Below are 16,285 nucleotides of genomic sequence, written 5' to 3'. Positions count from 1 at the left end.
TTATGATGTATTAACCGCTTGGTACGTACAAACGTTCGGAATGGGAGGGAATGCGATGAACACAATTGAAGGCTGGTCGGAAGTCGCTTTCAACAATAGGGATCCCGTGTACTTGCAGGTAGTTAGGCATTTCAAGGAGCGGATCGCAACGGGCCGCTCCTCGGCAGGACAGATTATTCCATCACGCAGAGAGCTTGGCGCATTCATGAAGATTAACCCGAATACGGTGCAGAAAGCTTATAAGGAAATGGAGGACCAGCAATTGATTATTACGGAGGGCAATTCTCCCAGTAGGATTACGAACGATACGCGATTATTGAACCAAATCCGAGAGGAGCTGCTTGGCGATGCGGTTCGGGATTTCTGGGGAAAAGTAAAAAATATCGATGTCCCGATCGAAGAACTGCTGCTCCTGGTAGAGCGCCATTTCAGAGAAGAGGGGGAAAAGAAGTGATTGAAGTAACCGGTATCCGTAAACGCTACCGCGGCAGAGATGTGCTGAATGACGTTTCCTTTACGGCAGAGAAGGGAGAGCTCACCTGTCTTATCGGCGTGAACGGGGCAGGAAAGTCGACTATTCTGAAGCTGATCATGGGGCTGACTCCGTTAACTGGCGGGACGATTCGAATAGACGGACAAGCGTTGGAGCCGAAGCTGTACGAGAAGATCGCTTTCGTGCCGGATCACTTGACGATGCCCTCCGGCATGAGGCTGTCGGAGGCGCTCCGATTTATGGCTGATTTCTATGAAAGCTGGAATGAGAAACGGGCAGACGAGCTGATGCGGTTTTTCCAGCTGGAGCATTCGGCGAGAATCGGCAGCCTGTCGAAAGGAATAGCGGCTAAGTTTAATTTATTGCTCGGTTTTGCCCAGGATTCCGATTATCTGCTGCTGGACGAGCCATTCTCCGGCATTGATCTGTTCAGCAGGGAAGCCATTACGGAGGTGTTCACCAGTGATTTGATGGAGCATCGCGGCGTCCTGCTTACGACGCATGAAATTGGGGAAATGGAGCATCTCGTTGACAAAGCGGTTTTATTGAAGGGTGGCAAGGTAAGCCTTTCATTTCATTGCGAGGAGATGCGCAGTGAGAAAGGAAAATCAGTCATTGATGTCATGAGAGAGGTGTACGGGGCATGAACCGTTATTTAAAGCTGGTCCATATGGAGATTTATCGCTTTCGCATCGTGCTCTTGGTATTGATGGGGATAACGGCGCTTTGCCAGATGAGCGCTTTAATCTGGATGCTGAAGAAGGCGCTTAGCGATTTGCGAGGCGAGCATCCGGAAGCGGGCGCTTATTTCTCGCCGATTCCTCTTCGAATTTCGTTTGAATGGGCCATGTTTAATACGCAAATGTGGTTTATTATACCGGTGCTGCTTTGTATTTCCGTGCTCTCATTGTATGTTTTCTTTATATGGTATCGGGATTGGATCGGACGCAATGCCTTTATTTATCGGTTGTTAATGCTTCCTACGGCAAGGCGAAATATTTATCTGGCGAAAATAACCGCGTTGCTGCTGTTCGTTTTGTCGATTGTCTCTTTCCAGCTCGCATTGCTCCCTGTACTTGAGCTTGTCATCAGGCTTGTCGTGCCTGCAGAGCTGAGGGCTGACTCCCATATCATAGATATCATCAGCAGCAATCAAGCGCTAGTCGAGCTTATCCCTCGTCAGTTCGAGCAGTTTTTTTATATGTATGGCGCAGGGGCAGTCATTGTAGCCGCTGTGTTTACGGCTATTTTGCTGGAACGCAGCTATCGCCGTCTGGGCATTTTGTATGGGCTGCTTTATTTGTCAGGCTGCGGGTTGGTAGTGGCATCTCCAATACTGTTATTTGGCACTAATGAGAGCGTGATTTATTTGTACCCTACGGAAATCTACCTGATGTTATTGCTGCTATTCTTGCTCGTAGCCAGCGCATCCGTGTGGCTTGGCATGAGACTGATCGCCAAAAAGATTACGGTGTAAGGAGAATGTACATGAGGCGTTACTGGTTTTCCATACTGATCGTTCTGCTTGCAGCGGGCGGTATCGGCACTTATTACTTGATTGGCATTCGAGGCCATTTGCCCGAATATATCATCGAAACCGTCCAGGGCGATACCAAGGAAGGCGCGGCGGTCGTATTGTCAGGTTCCCATTATGGAGCGATGCGGTCAGAGCCTTTAGACGTTACTACAGAAGGCAGCAATTATTTGGGGAGAAACTTACATTTGCGAGAACGCTTGGCGGATGCAGGTACATGGTTTTATCAAGATCTAAACATACAACAGCTACTGAAGGACCATAAAGCCTTTATGCGAGGCAAAAATAATAGCGGTGGTTTTTACCGCGACGCGGAAATGGTGATTTATGCCGAGCTGTCCACAAGCACGCGTCATACGAATGCGCCTTACGCCAAGCTGGAGCTGTCCATGCTCGACGAGGAAACGGGGAAAGTCGCCACGTTCAAGTCGATTGCGCTCGATGAGCCGGAACAGATCTATAACATCATGAACGTGCAGCGCCTCGATAACGAGGTGCACATTCTATTCCGTAAATATGAGAGCCATACATCCAATCTAGCGGTATACGCCTTTGATAGCGGCACCGGGAAACAGCTTCGCCGGATTGATTTGAAAAACCAGCTAAAGAGCAAGGCAACGGAATATAATCTGAACTTGATCGCTAACGAGAGCGTGAGCAAACCGAGTGATTTGATCTATTTTACTTATAGCGAAGGCAGCGAGGCGCTTAACCGAAAGAATTATGCCTACTCCTATCGGACAGGGAAGCTGTCCGAATTAAGCGAGACGTTGTGGGGACCGGACATCGGCGGCTTTTTTACGTACAGCTTGCAGCAGGATCAATTTTATTATGCGGAAATTGCGCCGGACGAGGTGGTCCTGTCTTTGTATCATACGAAGACGAAAGCGAGAAAGCGCGCATATGCCACAGTAACCGCGAAGCAGCTTGGCGTGGATGAGATCCAATCCGCACAGATTCAAAAGGATCGAGTATACCTTGGATTAGAGAAGGCGGGCGTGAAGGGAGCTGCAGTGCTTCGGCTTGAAGACGGCAAGCTGCTGTTCGAGGGGTTCGCCGTACAAGCAAGCGGGAATGGGCAGACGGACGAGGAAATGAAGAGAAGGCTTCATTTGAATAATTTAGTAATTGAACATAAGCTCAAAGACTAAGGATATCGGAGAGTATGATGACAAATGCTATTTCTTTTCAACAAAGATTGCAGAAGCTTAGAGCATTGGAGCCGTATGCCTATCAGGTTGCGCATTATCTATTGCAAGATGATGCCGCTGCGGCTGAGGCTTCTCAAACGGCATTATTGGAAATTAGCCAACAGGATTCATTTCAGACCGAAACGCCAGAGCAGCTACGCAGCCTCATGAAAAAACTCGTTATTCGCACGTCGTTAGCTAAGTCGCCGCGAATGGCGCAGATTTGATTGAAACGTCCATTCTATTCGGCATAGATTCCGTATAAAGGAATACATGCCATCTGCATGCTGCTCTACATGCAGAGAGCTGCCCCAATAGCTGTACAACCTAGCCTTTAATTCCGCCTAAAAGCGGCGTTAAAGGCTTGTTATTGCGTTGTGCAATAATGGCGGAGGAAGCAAAGTGTGTTATTTTCGAGTACGAATCGTAACATTCTTGGCTAGTACGGCAGAGGCTACAGCTTTACACTTAGAAAAGTAAGCGCTTTATAAATTAGTGCGAAGAGGAGGAATAAATGATGAACAAAATGAAATATGGAAGAGGCATTGGCATGCTTGTGGCATTGCTGCTCCTGTTTCAAACCGCTGCATTTGCTCCAATGGCGATTGCGGAAGCGGATGCAGCGGTCTCGAGTGAAACGGTCTATGCCTTTGAAGCGGAGGCGGCAATCAACACGCTTACCGGCAAGGCAGAGGTGAAACCATGCGAGGCGGGAGCCGGCTGCTCAGGCAATCAACTGGTTGGAAGCCTATGGGGCGGCTCAACCCTTCAATTCAATGATGTGAATGTACCGTCCGCAGGCGTGTATAAGATGACGGTGCATTACATATCAGGCGATCCAAGATCGTTTGCTGTTAGCGTGAACGGCGGACCAAGCGACCTCTATGCGCTGCCCAAAACAGCGGATTGGAATACAATCGGCACTTACGAGCTTGAGCTTGAGCTTGCGCAAGGCGCAAACACAATCCTATTCGATGACGAAGGCGGCTACTCGCCGGATATTGATCTCATTGAGCTACAGGCTGCTGAACCCGGAACGGATCCGAATGAGCCGCCGGGAAGCGGACAAGTATATGAGGCGGAAGCGAGCGTCAATGCTTTAACCGGAAATGCGGGCATCCGTGCTTGCAAAGCGGAAACGGCATGCTCAGGCAATCAAAAGGTAGGCGATATTTGGGGCGGCTCGAAGCTGCAATTCAACCAGATTGAAGCCGCAGCTGAAGGCAACTACAAGCTTGTAGTCAGCTACATCTCGGGAGATCCCCGTTCCGTATCGATTAAAGTAAACGATGGCGAGCCTGAGCCTTATTCACTCCCGGCAACGTCGAGCTGGGACACGCTTGGCGTGTTCGCAATGGATGTGAAACTGCAAGCAGGCAGCAATACGATCACGTTCGACGATAACGGAGGATGGTCGCCGGATGTGGACAAAATTGAGCTCATTCGTTCAGAGGCGCCGGGAGAAAATCCGGATGACGTGGATGGAATCGCTAATATTGGAGCGCAAGTTGCCGCAGCCAAATTCGGTTCGATAAAAGTAGCGCAGCACAAGGCAGGCTTGACGTTGTCGAACGGCACCTATCAAATTACGTATAATACCGATTCCGGGCTTGCCGCTTACGATTGGAACGGAAAGACGGTTGCCAAGGGCATATACAGCAGCATTCAACTTGACTCGCAGCTTGATAGCAAAAAATACGCAGAGCATGTATTCACCATGAAAAGTGTAGAGAAGATCAAGGATGGTCATGGCAAAGGCGTACGAGTGACGATTGAGAACCGTCAAAGCGGACTGCCGACGATGACGCAGATGTATCAAATCTATGAAGGCAAGCCTTATTTTCTGATTAGCCAGCAGGTGAAGGGTCAGCAGACGCTGACCACGAATGAAATGTCTCCACTCGTGCTAAACGCTGTTGGGGGAATCGATATCGGCAGTTATGGCGACAACCGCGTACTGGTTGCTCCATTCGATAACGATGCATGGTCCAGATACCAAGCTCGAACGATCAACACGAATTTGAACACGAATAATTATATCAGCTCGGAGCTGACCGCGATTTATGACAATACGAGCCGCGGAGGTTTGGTCATCGGTTCGGTAACCCATGACCAGTGGAAAACGGGTGTGTCTTGGAGCGGCTCGAATGACCGCTTGAACAAGCTGAAGGTTTACGGCGGCTTTACTTCGCCAAGCTCGACGCATGATACGCTTCCGCATGGGAAAATAACGGGCATGACTTTGACATCGCCGCAAATTCTGGTGGGCTATTATGCGGATTACCGCGATGGTCTCGAGAGTTTCGGGGGAGCGAATGCGGTCGTTGCGCCGCCGCTGGCCTTTAAGCATGACGTTCCGAAAGGCGTGCCCGTAGGCTGGAACAGCTGGGGCGCTTACGAGAGCAGCTTGAGCTATGACAAGGTTGTTGCCGTTTCCGACTTCTTTAAGGAAAATTTGCAGAAATCCTCTTTTGCAAACAAAGGCAATGTTTATATTAATATGGACTCCTACTGGGACAATCTATCCGAGCAGCAATTGAAGCAGGCTGTAAAGGTCATCAACAAAAATGGTCAAAAAGCAGGCATCTACTACGGACCATTCGTATATTGGGGAGAAAATATGGAGCAGCCCGTAGAGGGCACGAATGGGAAATATACGTATGGCGATATTATTCTGCGGGACGGTAGCGGCAATCCGCTGCCTAAAGTGGACGGCGCCTACGCCGTAGACCCGACCCATCCGGGCGCCAAGCAAAGAATGGACTATTACTTCAAGCGTTTCTTAGATTACGGCTTCGAATATATTAAGATTGATTTCTTGAGCCACGGCTCATTCGAAGGCGTTCATTATGATCCAAAGGTACAGACAGGCATTCAAGCTTACAATCAAGGCATGGCGTACATGAACAAGTCGCTAGGCGGCAAAATGTTTATCAGCGCATCGATCGCGCCGTTATTCCCGAGCCAATACGCGCATGCTAGGCGGATATCCTGCGATATCGACGGTACGCTTGGCAGAACTGAATACCAATTGAACAATTTGACTTACGGCTGGTGGCAGAACGGAACGATCTATCCATATACCGATCCGGATTATATGTCTCTTGTAAAAGGCGGCTCTTATGCGGCATCGCAGAGCAGAGTCAATTCGGCCGTCATCTCGGGTACGGTATTCCTAAACTCGGATGACGTTAACGATCCGGCAGCCCAGGAGCTGATGAAGCAGCTGCTGACGAATAAGCAGGTGAACGAGGTTGCGCTGAAGGGCAAAGCCTTTAAACCGGTCGAAGGCAATACGGGAACGGCATCAGCAGATGTATTCGTCTTGAAGGACGGCAAGGACTATTATGTCGCCGTATTCAACTTTACGAACGAAGCTGCCGTCAAATCCGTTGATTTCGCGCGTGCCGGCCTGCCGCATGCATCGAAAGTAAAAGTGACGGATCTTTGGACCAATGAGACCACTCAAGCGACGGGATCCTTGCAAGTGGATTTGCTAGGCGCACAGTCCAAGCTATTCAAAATAACGGTGAAATAGCAAGAATTATGCACCGCCATTAAACGAACAACCCCCTTCGGCAGTTGTATGCCGAAGGGGGTTGTTTGGTTATTTTGGTCATCGCATCCATGCCTACCGCCCTGGAATACGGATCGTTACAGTAGTGCCGATGCCGAGCCTGCTGTATACCGATACGCCATAGGAATCGCCGTACAGCAACTTGATTCGGTTATCGACATTGCGGATGCCGTAGCCCGATAATGCGTCGCCTCTTGCCGGAAATTCCTGAGGAGGGCATTCCTGCATGCGCATGCCCATCCCGTCATCAATGACCTTGAGTATGATATCCGAGCCTTCCCGGTAAGCTTTGATCATAATGCTGATGCCGAGCTTATCGTCCCAAATGGCATGGTTCATCGCATTCTCTACGAAGGGCTGCAGCGTCAGCTTGACGATCGGGCAGGGCAAGACGGAATCGTCGATCTGATAATGAACGCGAATAAGCTCGGCGAAGCGAATCTGCTGAATCGCTACGTAATAGCGGGTAAGCTGCACCTCCTCGTGAATCGATATTGTGTTTTTCCCTTTGTTCAAGGAGATCCGGTAAAACTTAGCGAGATCGGTTACCATCTTATTCATTCTAGGATCTGAATTGCGGATGGCAAGCGATGAGATGGAAGCGAGCGTGTTGTATAGGAAATGCGGGTTTATCTGGGCTTGCAGCACATTCATCTCCGCTTCCTTTTTATCGATTTCCTTCTTGTAGACATCAGAGATGAGATTGCTCAGCCGCTGGGACATTTTGCGCAGCACATTTCCCAGCTGTCCAATCTCGTCGCGGCCGAGCGGACGGATGTCAATATGCTCGAATTCTTCCCGTTCGATGCGGCGAATGATGCCGACTAAATATTCGACGCGCTTGGTGAACAATCTGGCTGTGACATAGATAAGGAGTGCCATGACGCTGAAGCTAATTAGCGCATAAAGCAGTATTCGCTTTGCCGTGTTGTTGGCTTTGGATAGGAAGCTGCTATAGGGAACGAGTGAGACGCTTTTCCAGCCGAACTTGGTCGTGTTGTAGACGACCAGCATTTTCTCGCCGTTGAAGGTGCTGTCGAAGCGGCCTTCCGCGCTGTCCGGGAATTCAGTCGTTATAAATTGCTGCAAAGGACGGTTCAGCATTTTTTTGTCCTTTGTGGACATTATGATGCCTCGCTCGTTAACGATCAGTACGGTTTTGTCCGCAGACTCCTTCTCCATCAATCGGAAAATATCCGATTCCAGGATGTTGATCGTTAAAATGCCGTATACCGTATCGAGCTTGCCGATATTCAGCATGCGCGAGAGCGTGAACATCGACGGCTGGTCGATGACTGGCGGCGTGGATATGAACCGAACGTTTCCATAGGTGTTGAGCAGCGAGCGGTAAATGCTCGTTTTGCGGAAATCATCATCCATTCTTCGGATATATATATCATCCGTTGGAAGCGAGTCGTTGTTAATATAAACCGAAATCGATTTGATATCCGGATTGGTTGTCAGCATGTTGGAGAAGGTGCTGTTGATGTATTGATAGGCATCCACGTACAAAGAAGGGTCCATGGAATAATCGTTCGTCAAGTAAGCACGGAGTGTGCTATTTAAATACAGCGTCGCCGACAGCTTCGTGTAGGTATCCAGCTTGTTCTCTAAGTTTGAGTTGATCTGGGCGACTGACGATACGGAATTCGTGTACATCTGGTCAGAAAGCTCGCTTTTGACCGTTTGATAGGAATAGGAAACAAAAAAGAGCATGGGAATGATTGCACCGAGTAAAAACATGAGAAACAGCTTTTCTCTTAGCCGTAAATTATTAAAGGGCTTGGTCAGCCAGCTCGTTAGACGTTTCATGGTTGCTCACTCCAGCCTAGAAATACATTTTCCGAAATTCGTTTGGGGTACTGCCCTTATGCTTGTGGAAGACCGAGCAAAAATAGGAGACATTCTCATATCCGACGCTATGAGCCACCTCGCGCACCTTTAGCGCTTTATCCTTCAGCAGCTCGGCAGCGTGGTTTATCCTGATCTTCGTCAAATAATCAAGAATGGTCTCGCCCATCTTTTCTTTGAAAATCGTGCGGATATAGTTCGGCGAGAGGTATACCTCCTTGGCAATCTCTTCAACCGTTAGCGGCAAATGATGCCGTTCGGCGATGATCCTGACGATTTGCTCGGCGATCGCTTGATTGCGGTCGATCTCCCTTTCACTGGAGGCCTTTCTCATCTCATCGCAGAAATGAAGAACATAGGCCTGGATATGCGCCGCAGTGGGCATCATTGAAATCGCTTTCCAATGATCCGCCAGCAGCAGCTCCTTAAGCGAGCCTGCAAGCAGCATCGAGAAATGCTGCTCCAATGCGGTCAATAAACGAATAACTGCACGTATAGCAAAATTCCGATCCATCCGTTCTTTTTGAATGCGTGCTAATAAAGAGTCAAGCTCTATTCGAATTTGTTCCATGTCGCCACCCTGAATAAAAGAAGCCAGCTTCGCGGCGGTCTGCTCGACATCCTCATCGGTTTGCACGGTTGGTTTAAGATCATTAGGGACTATAATTCCGCCGCCTGTTCGGTAAAACTTCTCTTCATTGCAGGAGCGGGCCTGCACATAGGCATCCCAAATCCGATCAAGCTCCGACATCGGCGAAGACAAGCCAATCGTGACCTCAAATCCGAGGGAGACGGACAGCTGCGCTTGAAAGCTATCCCAGAAGTCAGCGCTCCATTCGGGTGTGCGTTGTTCTTCCTTCCATTGATGAAGTATAAACAACGCATGCGGCGCAGCCTCCACGATTGTATAAGATGCCCATGATTGACTAGCAAAGGCCCGAACGAATTCGGTTCGGTCGGCGGGTACAGCTGCAGATGCTTGAGGGGCGGGATAGGCCGCTGGCGAGTCAAAGGTCACATAGGCGGCTGTAAACGGCCTGCCATGCACAAAGTCTGCCGCACTTTGCTCCCACCGCCTGATCCATTCCGACCGGGCAGCCGGATCCGGCTCGCTAATCATTCGCATCATCAGCTTCTCGCGAACCCAATCTCCGCTTTGATCCGCCAATTGATCCTCTTCGCACTTTTTCTTCACCTTCTCAAGAAGAGCAAGCAGCTCTTCCATATCAATCGGCTTCAATAAGTAGCCAGTCGCTTCAATATTGAGCGCAGCCTTAATATATTGAAACTCGTTATGGCCGCTTAGATAGATGATCTTGACGTTTTTGTCGATTTGCTTCGCCCTTCTGCCGAACTCAAGACCGTCCATGATCGGCATGCGGACATCCGTCAAAATAATATCGGGCTTCAGCTCGGCCAGCTTGCCAAGCGCTTCCTTGCCGTTGCGCGCGGTACCGGCCACGGTTATGCCGATTTTGTCCCACGGGACATAATGCTCAATCGTCTCGAGCTCTATCGCTTCGTCATCCACTAATAAAATACTAAACATGCCTGTCCCCACCTTTATCTCATGTAACGGGATGTTTAACTAGTTTATCCGCTATGACGCATTTCAACAATGGAGCATTTGGAAGTGTGTCGCTTTGGGTTACAAATCGGTAAATGCTTGTATAGAATGAGCCGTCCGTCAGACCTATAATGAAAACACAAAGCAACGCAAGACTGGCAGGAGGCTACCACATGGAATCAATAATGAAAGCGGAACCAAGCAAATCCGTACCCCCTAAAGGGAAACGCGGCATAAGTAAGACAAGTGTATGGGCGAGACTGAAGGAGCAGCGGCTGTTGTATGTGCTCATGCTGCCGGCTTTAATCGTCACACTGTTATTCTCGTACGTCCCGATGTTCGGTTTGTACATGGCATTTATCAATTATTCGCCTGGCGGAGGTTCCTTCTTCGGACAGTTTTTCACGACAGAATTCGTCGGACTGGAATGGTTCAATTATTTCTTTACGAATGGCGACTTCTACCGAGTTATGCGGAACACGCTGGCTCAAAGCTTCCTATCCTTGCTGTTTGGCTTTCCGATGCCGATCATACTGGCTCTGATGATCAACGAGCTGAGGAACGGCTGGTTTAAGAAAACCTTTCAAACGGTGTCCTATATGCCTCACTTTATTTCGTGGGTAATCGCAGCAAATATCATCATTACAGTACTCTCTTCCGGAGGCGTCCTCAATAATATACTGACAGGTCTCGGATTTATTGATGAACCGATACAATTTATGCAGAAGGGACCTTTGTTCTGGTGGATTATAGCGATATCGAACACCTGGAAGGATATGGGCTTTAACGCCATTATGTACTTGGCCGCCATATCGGCTATCAACCCAGAGCTATATGAAGTAGCAAGGGTTGACGGAGCAAGCCGCTTGAAGCAGATACTTCACATTACTTTGCCATCGATAAAACCTACGGTCATCATTCTTGCTATTTTGGCTGTTGGAGGCATTTTGAACGCAGGTTTCGATCAACAATTTTTGCTGCAAAACAATACCGTGCTCCAATATTCCGAAGTTATCGATACGTATACGTATAAATACGGTTTGCAAAACGGGATGTTCTCTTACGGTGCAGCTGTCGGTTTGTTCAAATCGGTCGTCGCTTTCATCCTGGTCCTAAGCGTCAATACGATGGCCAAAAAAATGAATGAGCAGTCGTTGTTCTAGTAAAAAAGAAAGAGGAGATCACGCTATGATCAAGTCCAAAAATGACTTTCTGTTTATGTCCGGCGTTTACTTATTCATCATCGCCGTATTTATCGTAACCTTCTATCCGTTTTGGAATATTTTCATTATTTCATTGAATAGCGCCGAGGATACGCTGCGAGGCAATTTGTATCTGTGGCCGAGAGACTTCAGCTTGGCGAGCTATAAGCAAATTTTATCCGACAGCGAGATCTGGACGGCCATTAAAGTAACCGTGCTGCGAACGGTCGTCGGTACGCCGCTGGCAGTCGTCGTCATCAGCATGCTGGCCTTCTCGCTCAGCAAGAAAGAGCTGGTCGGCAATCGCTTCTGGTCCTTGTACTTTGTATTTACGATGTATTTTGGCGGCGGGCTGATTCCTTATTACATGGTGCTTAAGAGCTTGCACCTGATCGACAATTTTATGGTCTTTATATTGCCAAGCATGATGAACGTCTTCTACATGATTATCGTGCGGACCTTCATGCAGCAGCTTCCTCAGGAGCTCGACGAGTCGGCCAAAATGGATGGCGCCAATTATATGCAAATTTTCTTTAAAATCATTTTGCCGCTGACGACGCCCGTGCTTGCAACCATCGGGATGTTCACGGCGATCATGCACTGGAATTCGTGGTTCGATTCCTATGTCTTCACCTACAGCTCAGATCTGAAAACGCTGCAGGCGGTGCTTGTTAAAATTCTGAATCAATACCAGACGGGGGCCATGGTTGGCGATGCGCAGCAGCTTGCCGATGCATCCAAACGGATGGCGGTATCGCCGGATACGATTCGGATGGCCGCGACTATGGTTGCAACACTGCCGATCTTGATGGTTTATCCATTCCTTCAAAAGTATTTCGTGAAAGGCATGACGCTGGGCGCTGTTAAGAGCTAGCCATGCGAAGCACTATTAGTGGAGGTGATGCGATCGCTAAGGCGCAATGTTTTTTATTGAAAATGTACTATAATAAGATCACGAACAAGGGGGATTTATACGATGAAAATGAAAAAATGGCTAGTTATGTTTCTAAGCGCTATCGTTGTGATTTCGGTGTTATCCGCTTGCGGCTCCAATAATAATTCAAAAAATAACGGCAATTCTCCGGCCGAGGGGAATGCTGCTTCTGGGAATGCGGATGCTAATGAGCCGTTGACCATTACTTTTTTCGATAAAAATACGGGCGATAAATTCAGCAATGCCGTTGCGGCGGAAATTACGAAGCGTACGGGCATTACGGTTGAAATCCAGCAGCCGACGGGCAATCCAGCGGAGAAGCTTAACCTGATGCTGGCGAGCGACGATTTGCCGGACATGATTTTGTTTGACCGCAGAAGCGATCTCGTTAATAAATATATCGAATCAGGCGCCATTATCCCATTAAATGATCTTATCGATGAGTATGGCCCTGACGTAACGACGATGTATGGCGATGTATTGAACAAAACACGCTACAAGGACGGGAAAAACTACTACCTATCCAATTGGTACGGCGTGGAAAATGAACCGGTTTACAGCTTCAATATCCGTAAAGATATTTTGAAGGAGCTTGCTCCGGATAAGGCAGAGGGCGGCGTGCCGTTCACCGCTTCCGAGTTCAAGCAGCTGCTGCAAGATTTTAAAGCAAAATACCCGACGATCGAAGGCAAGGAAACGACAGCGCTTACGATGGATGGCGAAAACTTTGGCGGATCGTTCGGCACGTTCAAGGGAATGTTTGGCTTGAAACAATTCTACGAAAACAACGGCCAAATCCAATTTGATGTCAAAGATCCTAAATACCGCGACATGGTTATGTATATGAATGACTTGTACCGCAGCGGCCTGCTCGACAAGGAATGGGCGATTAACAAGAAGCAGGTATGGGAGCAAAAGCTAGCTACGGGCAACGTTTTCTCAACGACCGGCTCCTACTGGGATCCAGGCGCGGCAAATACGATCTTATTGAAGGATCGCGGCGAGCAGTCGCAGCTATTCCCGTATAAAGTGGTTGCCGATGGCGTAGATCCGGGCAAAACGACGTACGGCGGACGCAGCTCGCTGGGCTGGGACGCGATTACGATCACGAAGAAAAACAAAAATCCAGAGCGCACGATGAAATTTATGAACTTCCTTGCTAGCGAGGAAGGGCAGTACCTCTTGATGTGGGGCGTCGAAGGCGTTCACTGGGATATGAAGGATGGCAAACGCACGCCTCGCCCTGAAGTACTGGCAGGCTTTAAAAATGATTTCAACAACTATGCGAAGTCTACTGGTATCCGCAAATGGACTTGGTTTATCAAGAACGGCAAAGGCACAGACGGAACGCCTTATGACCTTGCTGGCCGTTACGAGCGTGGAGTTGTCGACCAAATGGCGATCAAGAACTTGTCTGATTCCGTTTACGATACCGTCCTCTATGACGCATTGGGGCCGCAGGGCGGAACACCCGAAGCATTGAATGAGCAGAAGGTGAACGACATTACGAAACAAGCATTGACGAAAGCGATTATGGCTAAGACCGCTGAGGATGCAGGCACGATCTATGACAAAATGCTGAGCGACATGAAAGCAGCCGGCGACGAGAAGGTTGAAGCTATCTTTACGACAAACTACAAAGAACGCGTGGAGCTTTGGAAATAATCCAAACGGCGCAAAGGGGGCCGGCTCAGCCGGCCTCCTTTCATTTTATTAGAGGAGCTGATGAAGATGGAAATCGGAACATTCAAAATCGAGCACGGACAAGGTGAATTTATAGTGGCTAATGGGGTTGTTCAGGCAACCGCAAACCTCGCGAGCGGCGAGCTTACGCTGAACTGGAGCAGCGGCGAAGCCTTGAACGGCCTTTATGCAGAAGCACGCTATGGGCTGGCGCAGCTGCGTACTGCCTTTTACAGCAAACATCTCGTTCATGAGTCCAAGATTCAACCAATCGAGGACGGGTTTGGCAAAGGCTTGCGCTGGAGCTTTGAACATGAGGAACCTGGCAAGCCGACGCTGCGCCAGCATTTCCGGATGTACGAGCAGCTGCCGTATTTGCTGACAGAGCTTGAGGCCGAAAGTGAATTCGAATGGGAGACGAATGAACTGACGCCGCTTGCCGCTTATTTGAACGATGGAAGCGTAGCTGAATTCGGCGATAGCACGGGGCCGGTTGAGGAGATCAGAACGCTGTTCATTCCCTTCGATAACGATAAATGGGTGCGCTTTGCTTCCCACGCGATACCTTGCAGCGTCCAGAGCTACGAGACGACAGCGATATACCGTTCGCAAAGCAGGAACGGTTTTGTCATTGGATCGGTTACGCATGACAGCTGGAAAACGGGTATCGTCGTAGAAGGCACCTTTGCAGAAGCAGTCGGACGGCTGCGCGTCTTTGGCGGCGCAGCCGACATGCAGACGAGAGACACATTGGCGCACGGGGCTCTTCGCGGGAAAAGCATCGTATCGCCGACGATCTTCGTAGGCGCGTTCGCCGATTATCGCGACGGGCTTGAGCAATACGGCAAGGCCAATGCTGTGCTTACACCGGCACTTCCTTGGGTAGGCGGAATTCCGATGGGCTGGAACAGCTGGTCGGCCGTTATGAGCAAGCTGGATTACGACGTGTACACGCATACCTCCGATTTCTTTGCCAAGGAGCTGCAGCAAAACGGCTTCGCCGACGACAATGACAGCTTGTACGTGAATTTTGACGCATTTTGGAACAGCCTGCCCGAGGAACAGCTTAGAGATGCCGTTCGAAGGGTGAAAGGGAACGGTCAGAAGCCAGGCATCTATTATACGCCGTTCGCGTTCTGGGGGAGCAACCCGGATTCACCTGTGGAAGGAACGGATGGCCGCGTGCTCTACCGTGATATTCTCATCAAGGACCAGGCTGGGCAGCCGCTTCCGAAGCTGGATGGCGCGTTCCCGATCGATCCGACGCATCCGGAAGCGCAGGAGCGGATCAAGAGAAGCCTGGACAGCTTCGTAGAGCTCGGATTTGACTACGTGAAGCTCGACTTCCTGACGCATGGCGCAATGGAAGGAATTTTCCATGATGAGAGCGTTCGGACGGGTATTCAGGCCTATAACATAGGGATGGCGATTGTTAGGGATACGCTTGCCCCAGAGCGGGTCGGTCGTCCGTTCTTGATCAATTTGTCCATCGCTCCGCTGTTCCCGCATGGCTATGCGCACAGCCGCCGCGTATCCTGCGACGCTTTCGGAATGATTAGCGATACCGAATATATGCTTAATGCGTTAACTTACGGATGGTGGATTAACGACAACCTCTATCGGTACAACGACCCGGATCACGTGGTGCTGTACAAGAGCGACAACCAGCGCGCAACCACCGAGCATGAGGGTAGAAGCCGCTTGAACAGCGCCGTAATTGCAGGCACGTCCTTGCTGCTCGGCGATGATTACCGCGAGCCGGAGGCGGCAAGGCGGGCGAAGGAATGGATGACGAACCGCGAGGTTATGGCACTTGCGCGCAGGGGGCAAACCTTTAAGCCCGTTGAGGGAAGAAGCGGCAGCAAGGGAGAGAATTTGTTCGCGCTTCATACCGAGAACGGCGTGTATGCGGCCGCATTTAACTTCGACGGAGATGCGGGAAGCACAATCCTTGCATCATTTGCGAGACTTGGCATAGATTCCTCTAAGGGGATAGTTGTTCGAGATTTGTGGAGCGGGCAAGAGCTTAATTTGGAAGCGGGAATCGGCGAGCATGGCATCGAGCTGGCGCCTGCCGAGTCGAGGCTGCTGCTGTTTAAACAAGCTTAATCGAAGGATAAGCAGCTTAAATCGTAGAAAAACGAAGAGAAATGATTGTTTATTCATAAAAACCATACAATTTGCGAAAAATCCGTGACCTTTGGCTTACTTTCCCGTATTATCCCCTATAGCGATTTCTGATCGCATATCTAAG

General features: G+C 49.5%; 12 protein-coding genes. 10 read left to right on the top strand and 2 right to left on the bottom strand.

The genetic code is table 11. The features are described from left to right. Positions 1-55: 55 nt before the first annotated feature. From FHS16_RS04260 to FHS16_RS04235, 6 genes are all read left to right on the top strand, one after another. Positions 56-454 carry a GntR family transcriptional regulator gene (locus FHS16_RS04260; RefSeq protein WP_183559194.1) on the top strand — a complete coding sequence of 133 codons (399 nt, stop codon included), beginning with the start codon at positions 56-58 and terminating at the stop codon, positions 452-454. After that, complete coding sequence (locus FHS16_RS04255; RefSeq protein WP_183559192.1) at positions 451-1,140, top strand: ABC transporter ATP-binding protein; 690 nt, start codon at positions 451-453, stop codon at positions 1,138-1,140. The genes FHS16_RS04260 and FHS16_RS04255 overlap by 4 nt, the downstream gene beginning before the upstream one ends. After that, on the top strand, positions 1,137-1,970 hold the full coding sequence (locus FHS16_RS04250) for a hypothetical protein (protein ID WP_183559190.1): 834 nt from the start codon (positions 1,137-1,139) through the stop codon (positions 1,968-1,970). Before FHS16_RS04255 ends, FHS16_RS04250 begins: the two co-directional genes overlap by 4 nt. A gap of 11 nt (positions 1,971-1,981) precedes the next feature. Beyond that, a complete protein-coding gene (locus FHS16_RS04245) occupies positions 1,982-3,178 on the top strand; it encodes a hypothetical protein (protein ID WP_183559188.1) in 1,197 nt (398 codons plus the stop codon). Between the two features lie 14 nt (positions 3,179-3,192). Beyond that, the gene (locus tag FHS16_RS04240; protein WP_183559186.1) at positions 3,193-3,444 is read left to right on the top strand and encodes a hypothetical protein; all 252 of its coding nucleotides are present in this window, start codon (positions 3,193-3,195) and stop codon (positions 3,442-3,444) included. A gap of 287 nt (positions 3,445-3,731) precedes the next feature. Beyond that, positions 3,732-6,755, top strand: coding sequence for a carbohydrate-binding protein (locus FHS16_RS04235; protein WP_246431587.1), 3,024 nt, complete (start codon positions 3,732-3,734; stop codon positions 6,753-6,755). Between the two features lie 93 nt (positions 6,756-6,848). On the opposite strand, the gene FHS16_RS04230 is transcribed toward FHS16_RS04235, so the two are convergent. Further along, positions 6,849-8,606, bottom strand: coding sequence for a sensor histidine kinase (locus tag FHS16_RS04230; protein ID WP_183559184.1), 1,758 nt, complete (start codon positions 8,604-8,606; stop codon positions 6,849-6,851). 16 nt (positions 8,607-8,622) lie between these two features. After that, positions 8,623-10,194: a response regulator gene (locus FHS16_RS04225; protein ID WP_183559182.1), complete on the bottom strand. Its 1,572-nt coding sequence runs from the start codon at positions 10,192-10,194 to the stop codon at positions 8,623-8,625. A gap of 191 nt (positions 10,195-10,385) precedes the next feature. Here FHS16_RS04225 and FHS16_RS04220 point away from each other — a divergent pair, with 191 nt between their 5' ends. The 4 genes from FHS16_RS04220 to FHS16_RS04205 all read left to right on the top strand — a co-directional run bounded on the left by FHS16_RS04220 (position 10,386) and on the right by FHS16_RS04205 (position 16,140). Continuing rightward, positions 10,386-11,375, top strand: a complete 990-nt coding sequence (locus tag FHS16_RS04220) for an ABC transporter permease (RefSeq protein WP_246431586.1) — start codon at positions 10,386-10,388, stop codon at positions 11,373-11,375. Positions 11,376-11,400: 25 nt separating this feature from the next. Beyond that, positions 11,401-12,288 carry a carbohydrate ABC transporter permease gene (locus tag FHS16_RS04215; protein WP_183559180.1) on the top strand — a complete coding sequence of 296 codons (888 nt, stop codon included), beginning with the start codon at positions 11,401-11,403 and terminating at the stop codon, positions 12,286-12,288. Positions 12,289-12,390: 102 nt separating this feature from the next. After that, on the top strand, positions 12,391-14,013 hold the full coding sequence (locus FHS16_RS04210; RefSeq protein ID WP_312890769.1) for an extracellular solute-binding protein: 1,623 nt from the start codon (positions 12,391-12,393) through the stop codon (positions 14,011-14,013). 66 nt (positions 14,014-14,079) lie between these two features. Then, positions 14,080-16,140, top strand: coding sequence for an alpha-galactosidase (locus FHS16_RS04205; RefSeq protein ID WP_183559177.1), 2,061 nt, complete (start codon positions 14,080-14,082; stop codon positions 16,138-16,140). Positions 16,141-16,285 lie beyond the last annotated feature (145 nt).

The sequence above is a fragment of the Paenibacillus endophyticus genome (assembly GCF_014192395.1).
GTDB lineage: Bacteria > Bacillota > Bacilli > Paenibacillales > Paenibacillaceae > Pristimantibacillus > Pristimantibacillus endophyticus.
Note: the sequence above shows the minus strand (reverse complement) of the source record. Positions and strands in the feature narration are given on the sequence as shown.

Excerpts from the sequence above, each read along its gene's own strand:
- FHS16_RS04215 (WP_183559180.1), top strand. The coding sequence starts at position 11,401 with ATGATCAAGTCCAAAAATGACTTTCTGTTTATGTCCGGCGTTTACTTA.
- FHS16_RS04210 (WP_312890769.1), top strand. The coding sequence starts at position 12,391 with ATGAAAATGAAAAAATGGCTAGTTATGTTTCTAAGCGCTATCGTTGTG.
- FHS16_RS04245 (WP_183559188.1), top strand. The coding sequence starts at position 1,982 with ATGAGGCGTTACTGGTTTTCCATACTGATCGTTCTGCTTGCAGCGGGC.
- FHS16_RS04240 (WP_183559186.1), top strand. The coding sequence starts at position 3,193 with ATGATGACAAATGCTATTTCTTTTCAACAAAGATTGCAGAAGCTTAGA.
- FHS16_RS04230 (WP_183559184.1), bottom strand. The coding sequence starts at position 8,606 with ATGAAACGTCTAACGAGCTGGCTGACCAAGCCCTTTAATAATTTACGG.
- FHS16_RS04260 (WP_183559194.1), top strand. The coding sequence starts at position 56 with ATGAACACAATTGAAGGCTGGTCGGAAGTCGCTTTCAACAATAGGGAT.
- FHS16_RS04205 (WP_183559177.1), top strand. The coding sequence starts at position 14,080 with ATGGAAATCGGAACATTCAAAATCGAGCACGGACAAGGTGAATTTATA.
- FHS16_RS04220 (WP_246431586.1), top strand. The coding sequence starts at position 10,386 with ATGGAATCAATAATGAAAGCGGAACCAAGCAAATCCGTACCCCCTAAA.
- FHS16_RS04250 (WP_183559190.1), top strand. The coding sequence starts at position 1,137 with ATGAACCGTTATTTAAAGCTGGTCCATATGGAGATTTATCGCTTTCGC.
- FHS16_RS04225 (WP_183559182.1), bottom strand. The coding sequence starts at position 10,194 with ATGTTTAGTATTTTATTAGTGGATGACGAAGCGATAGAGCTCGAGACG.
- FHS16_RS04235 (WP_246431587.1), top strand. The coding sequence starts at position 3,732 with ATGATGAACAAAATGAAATATGGAAGAGGCATTGGCATGCTTGTGGCA.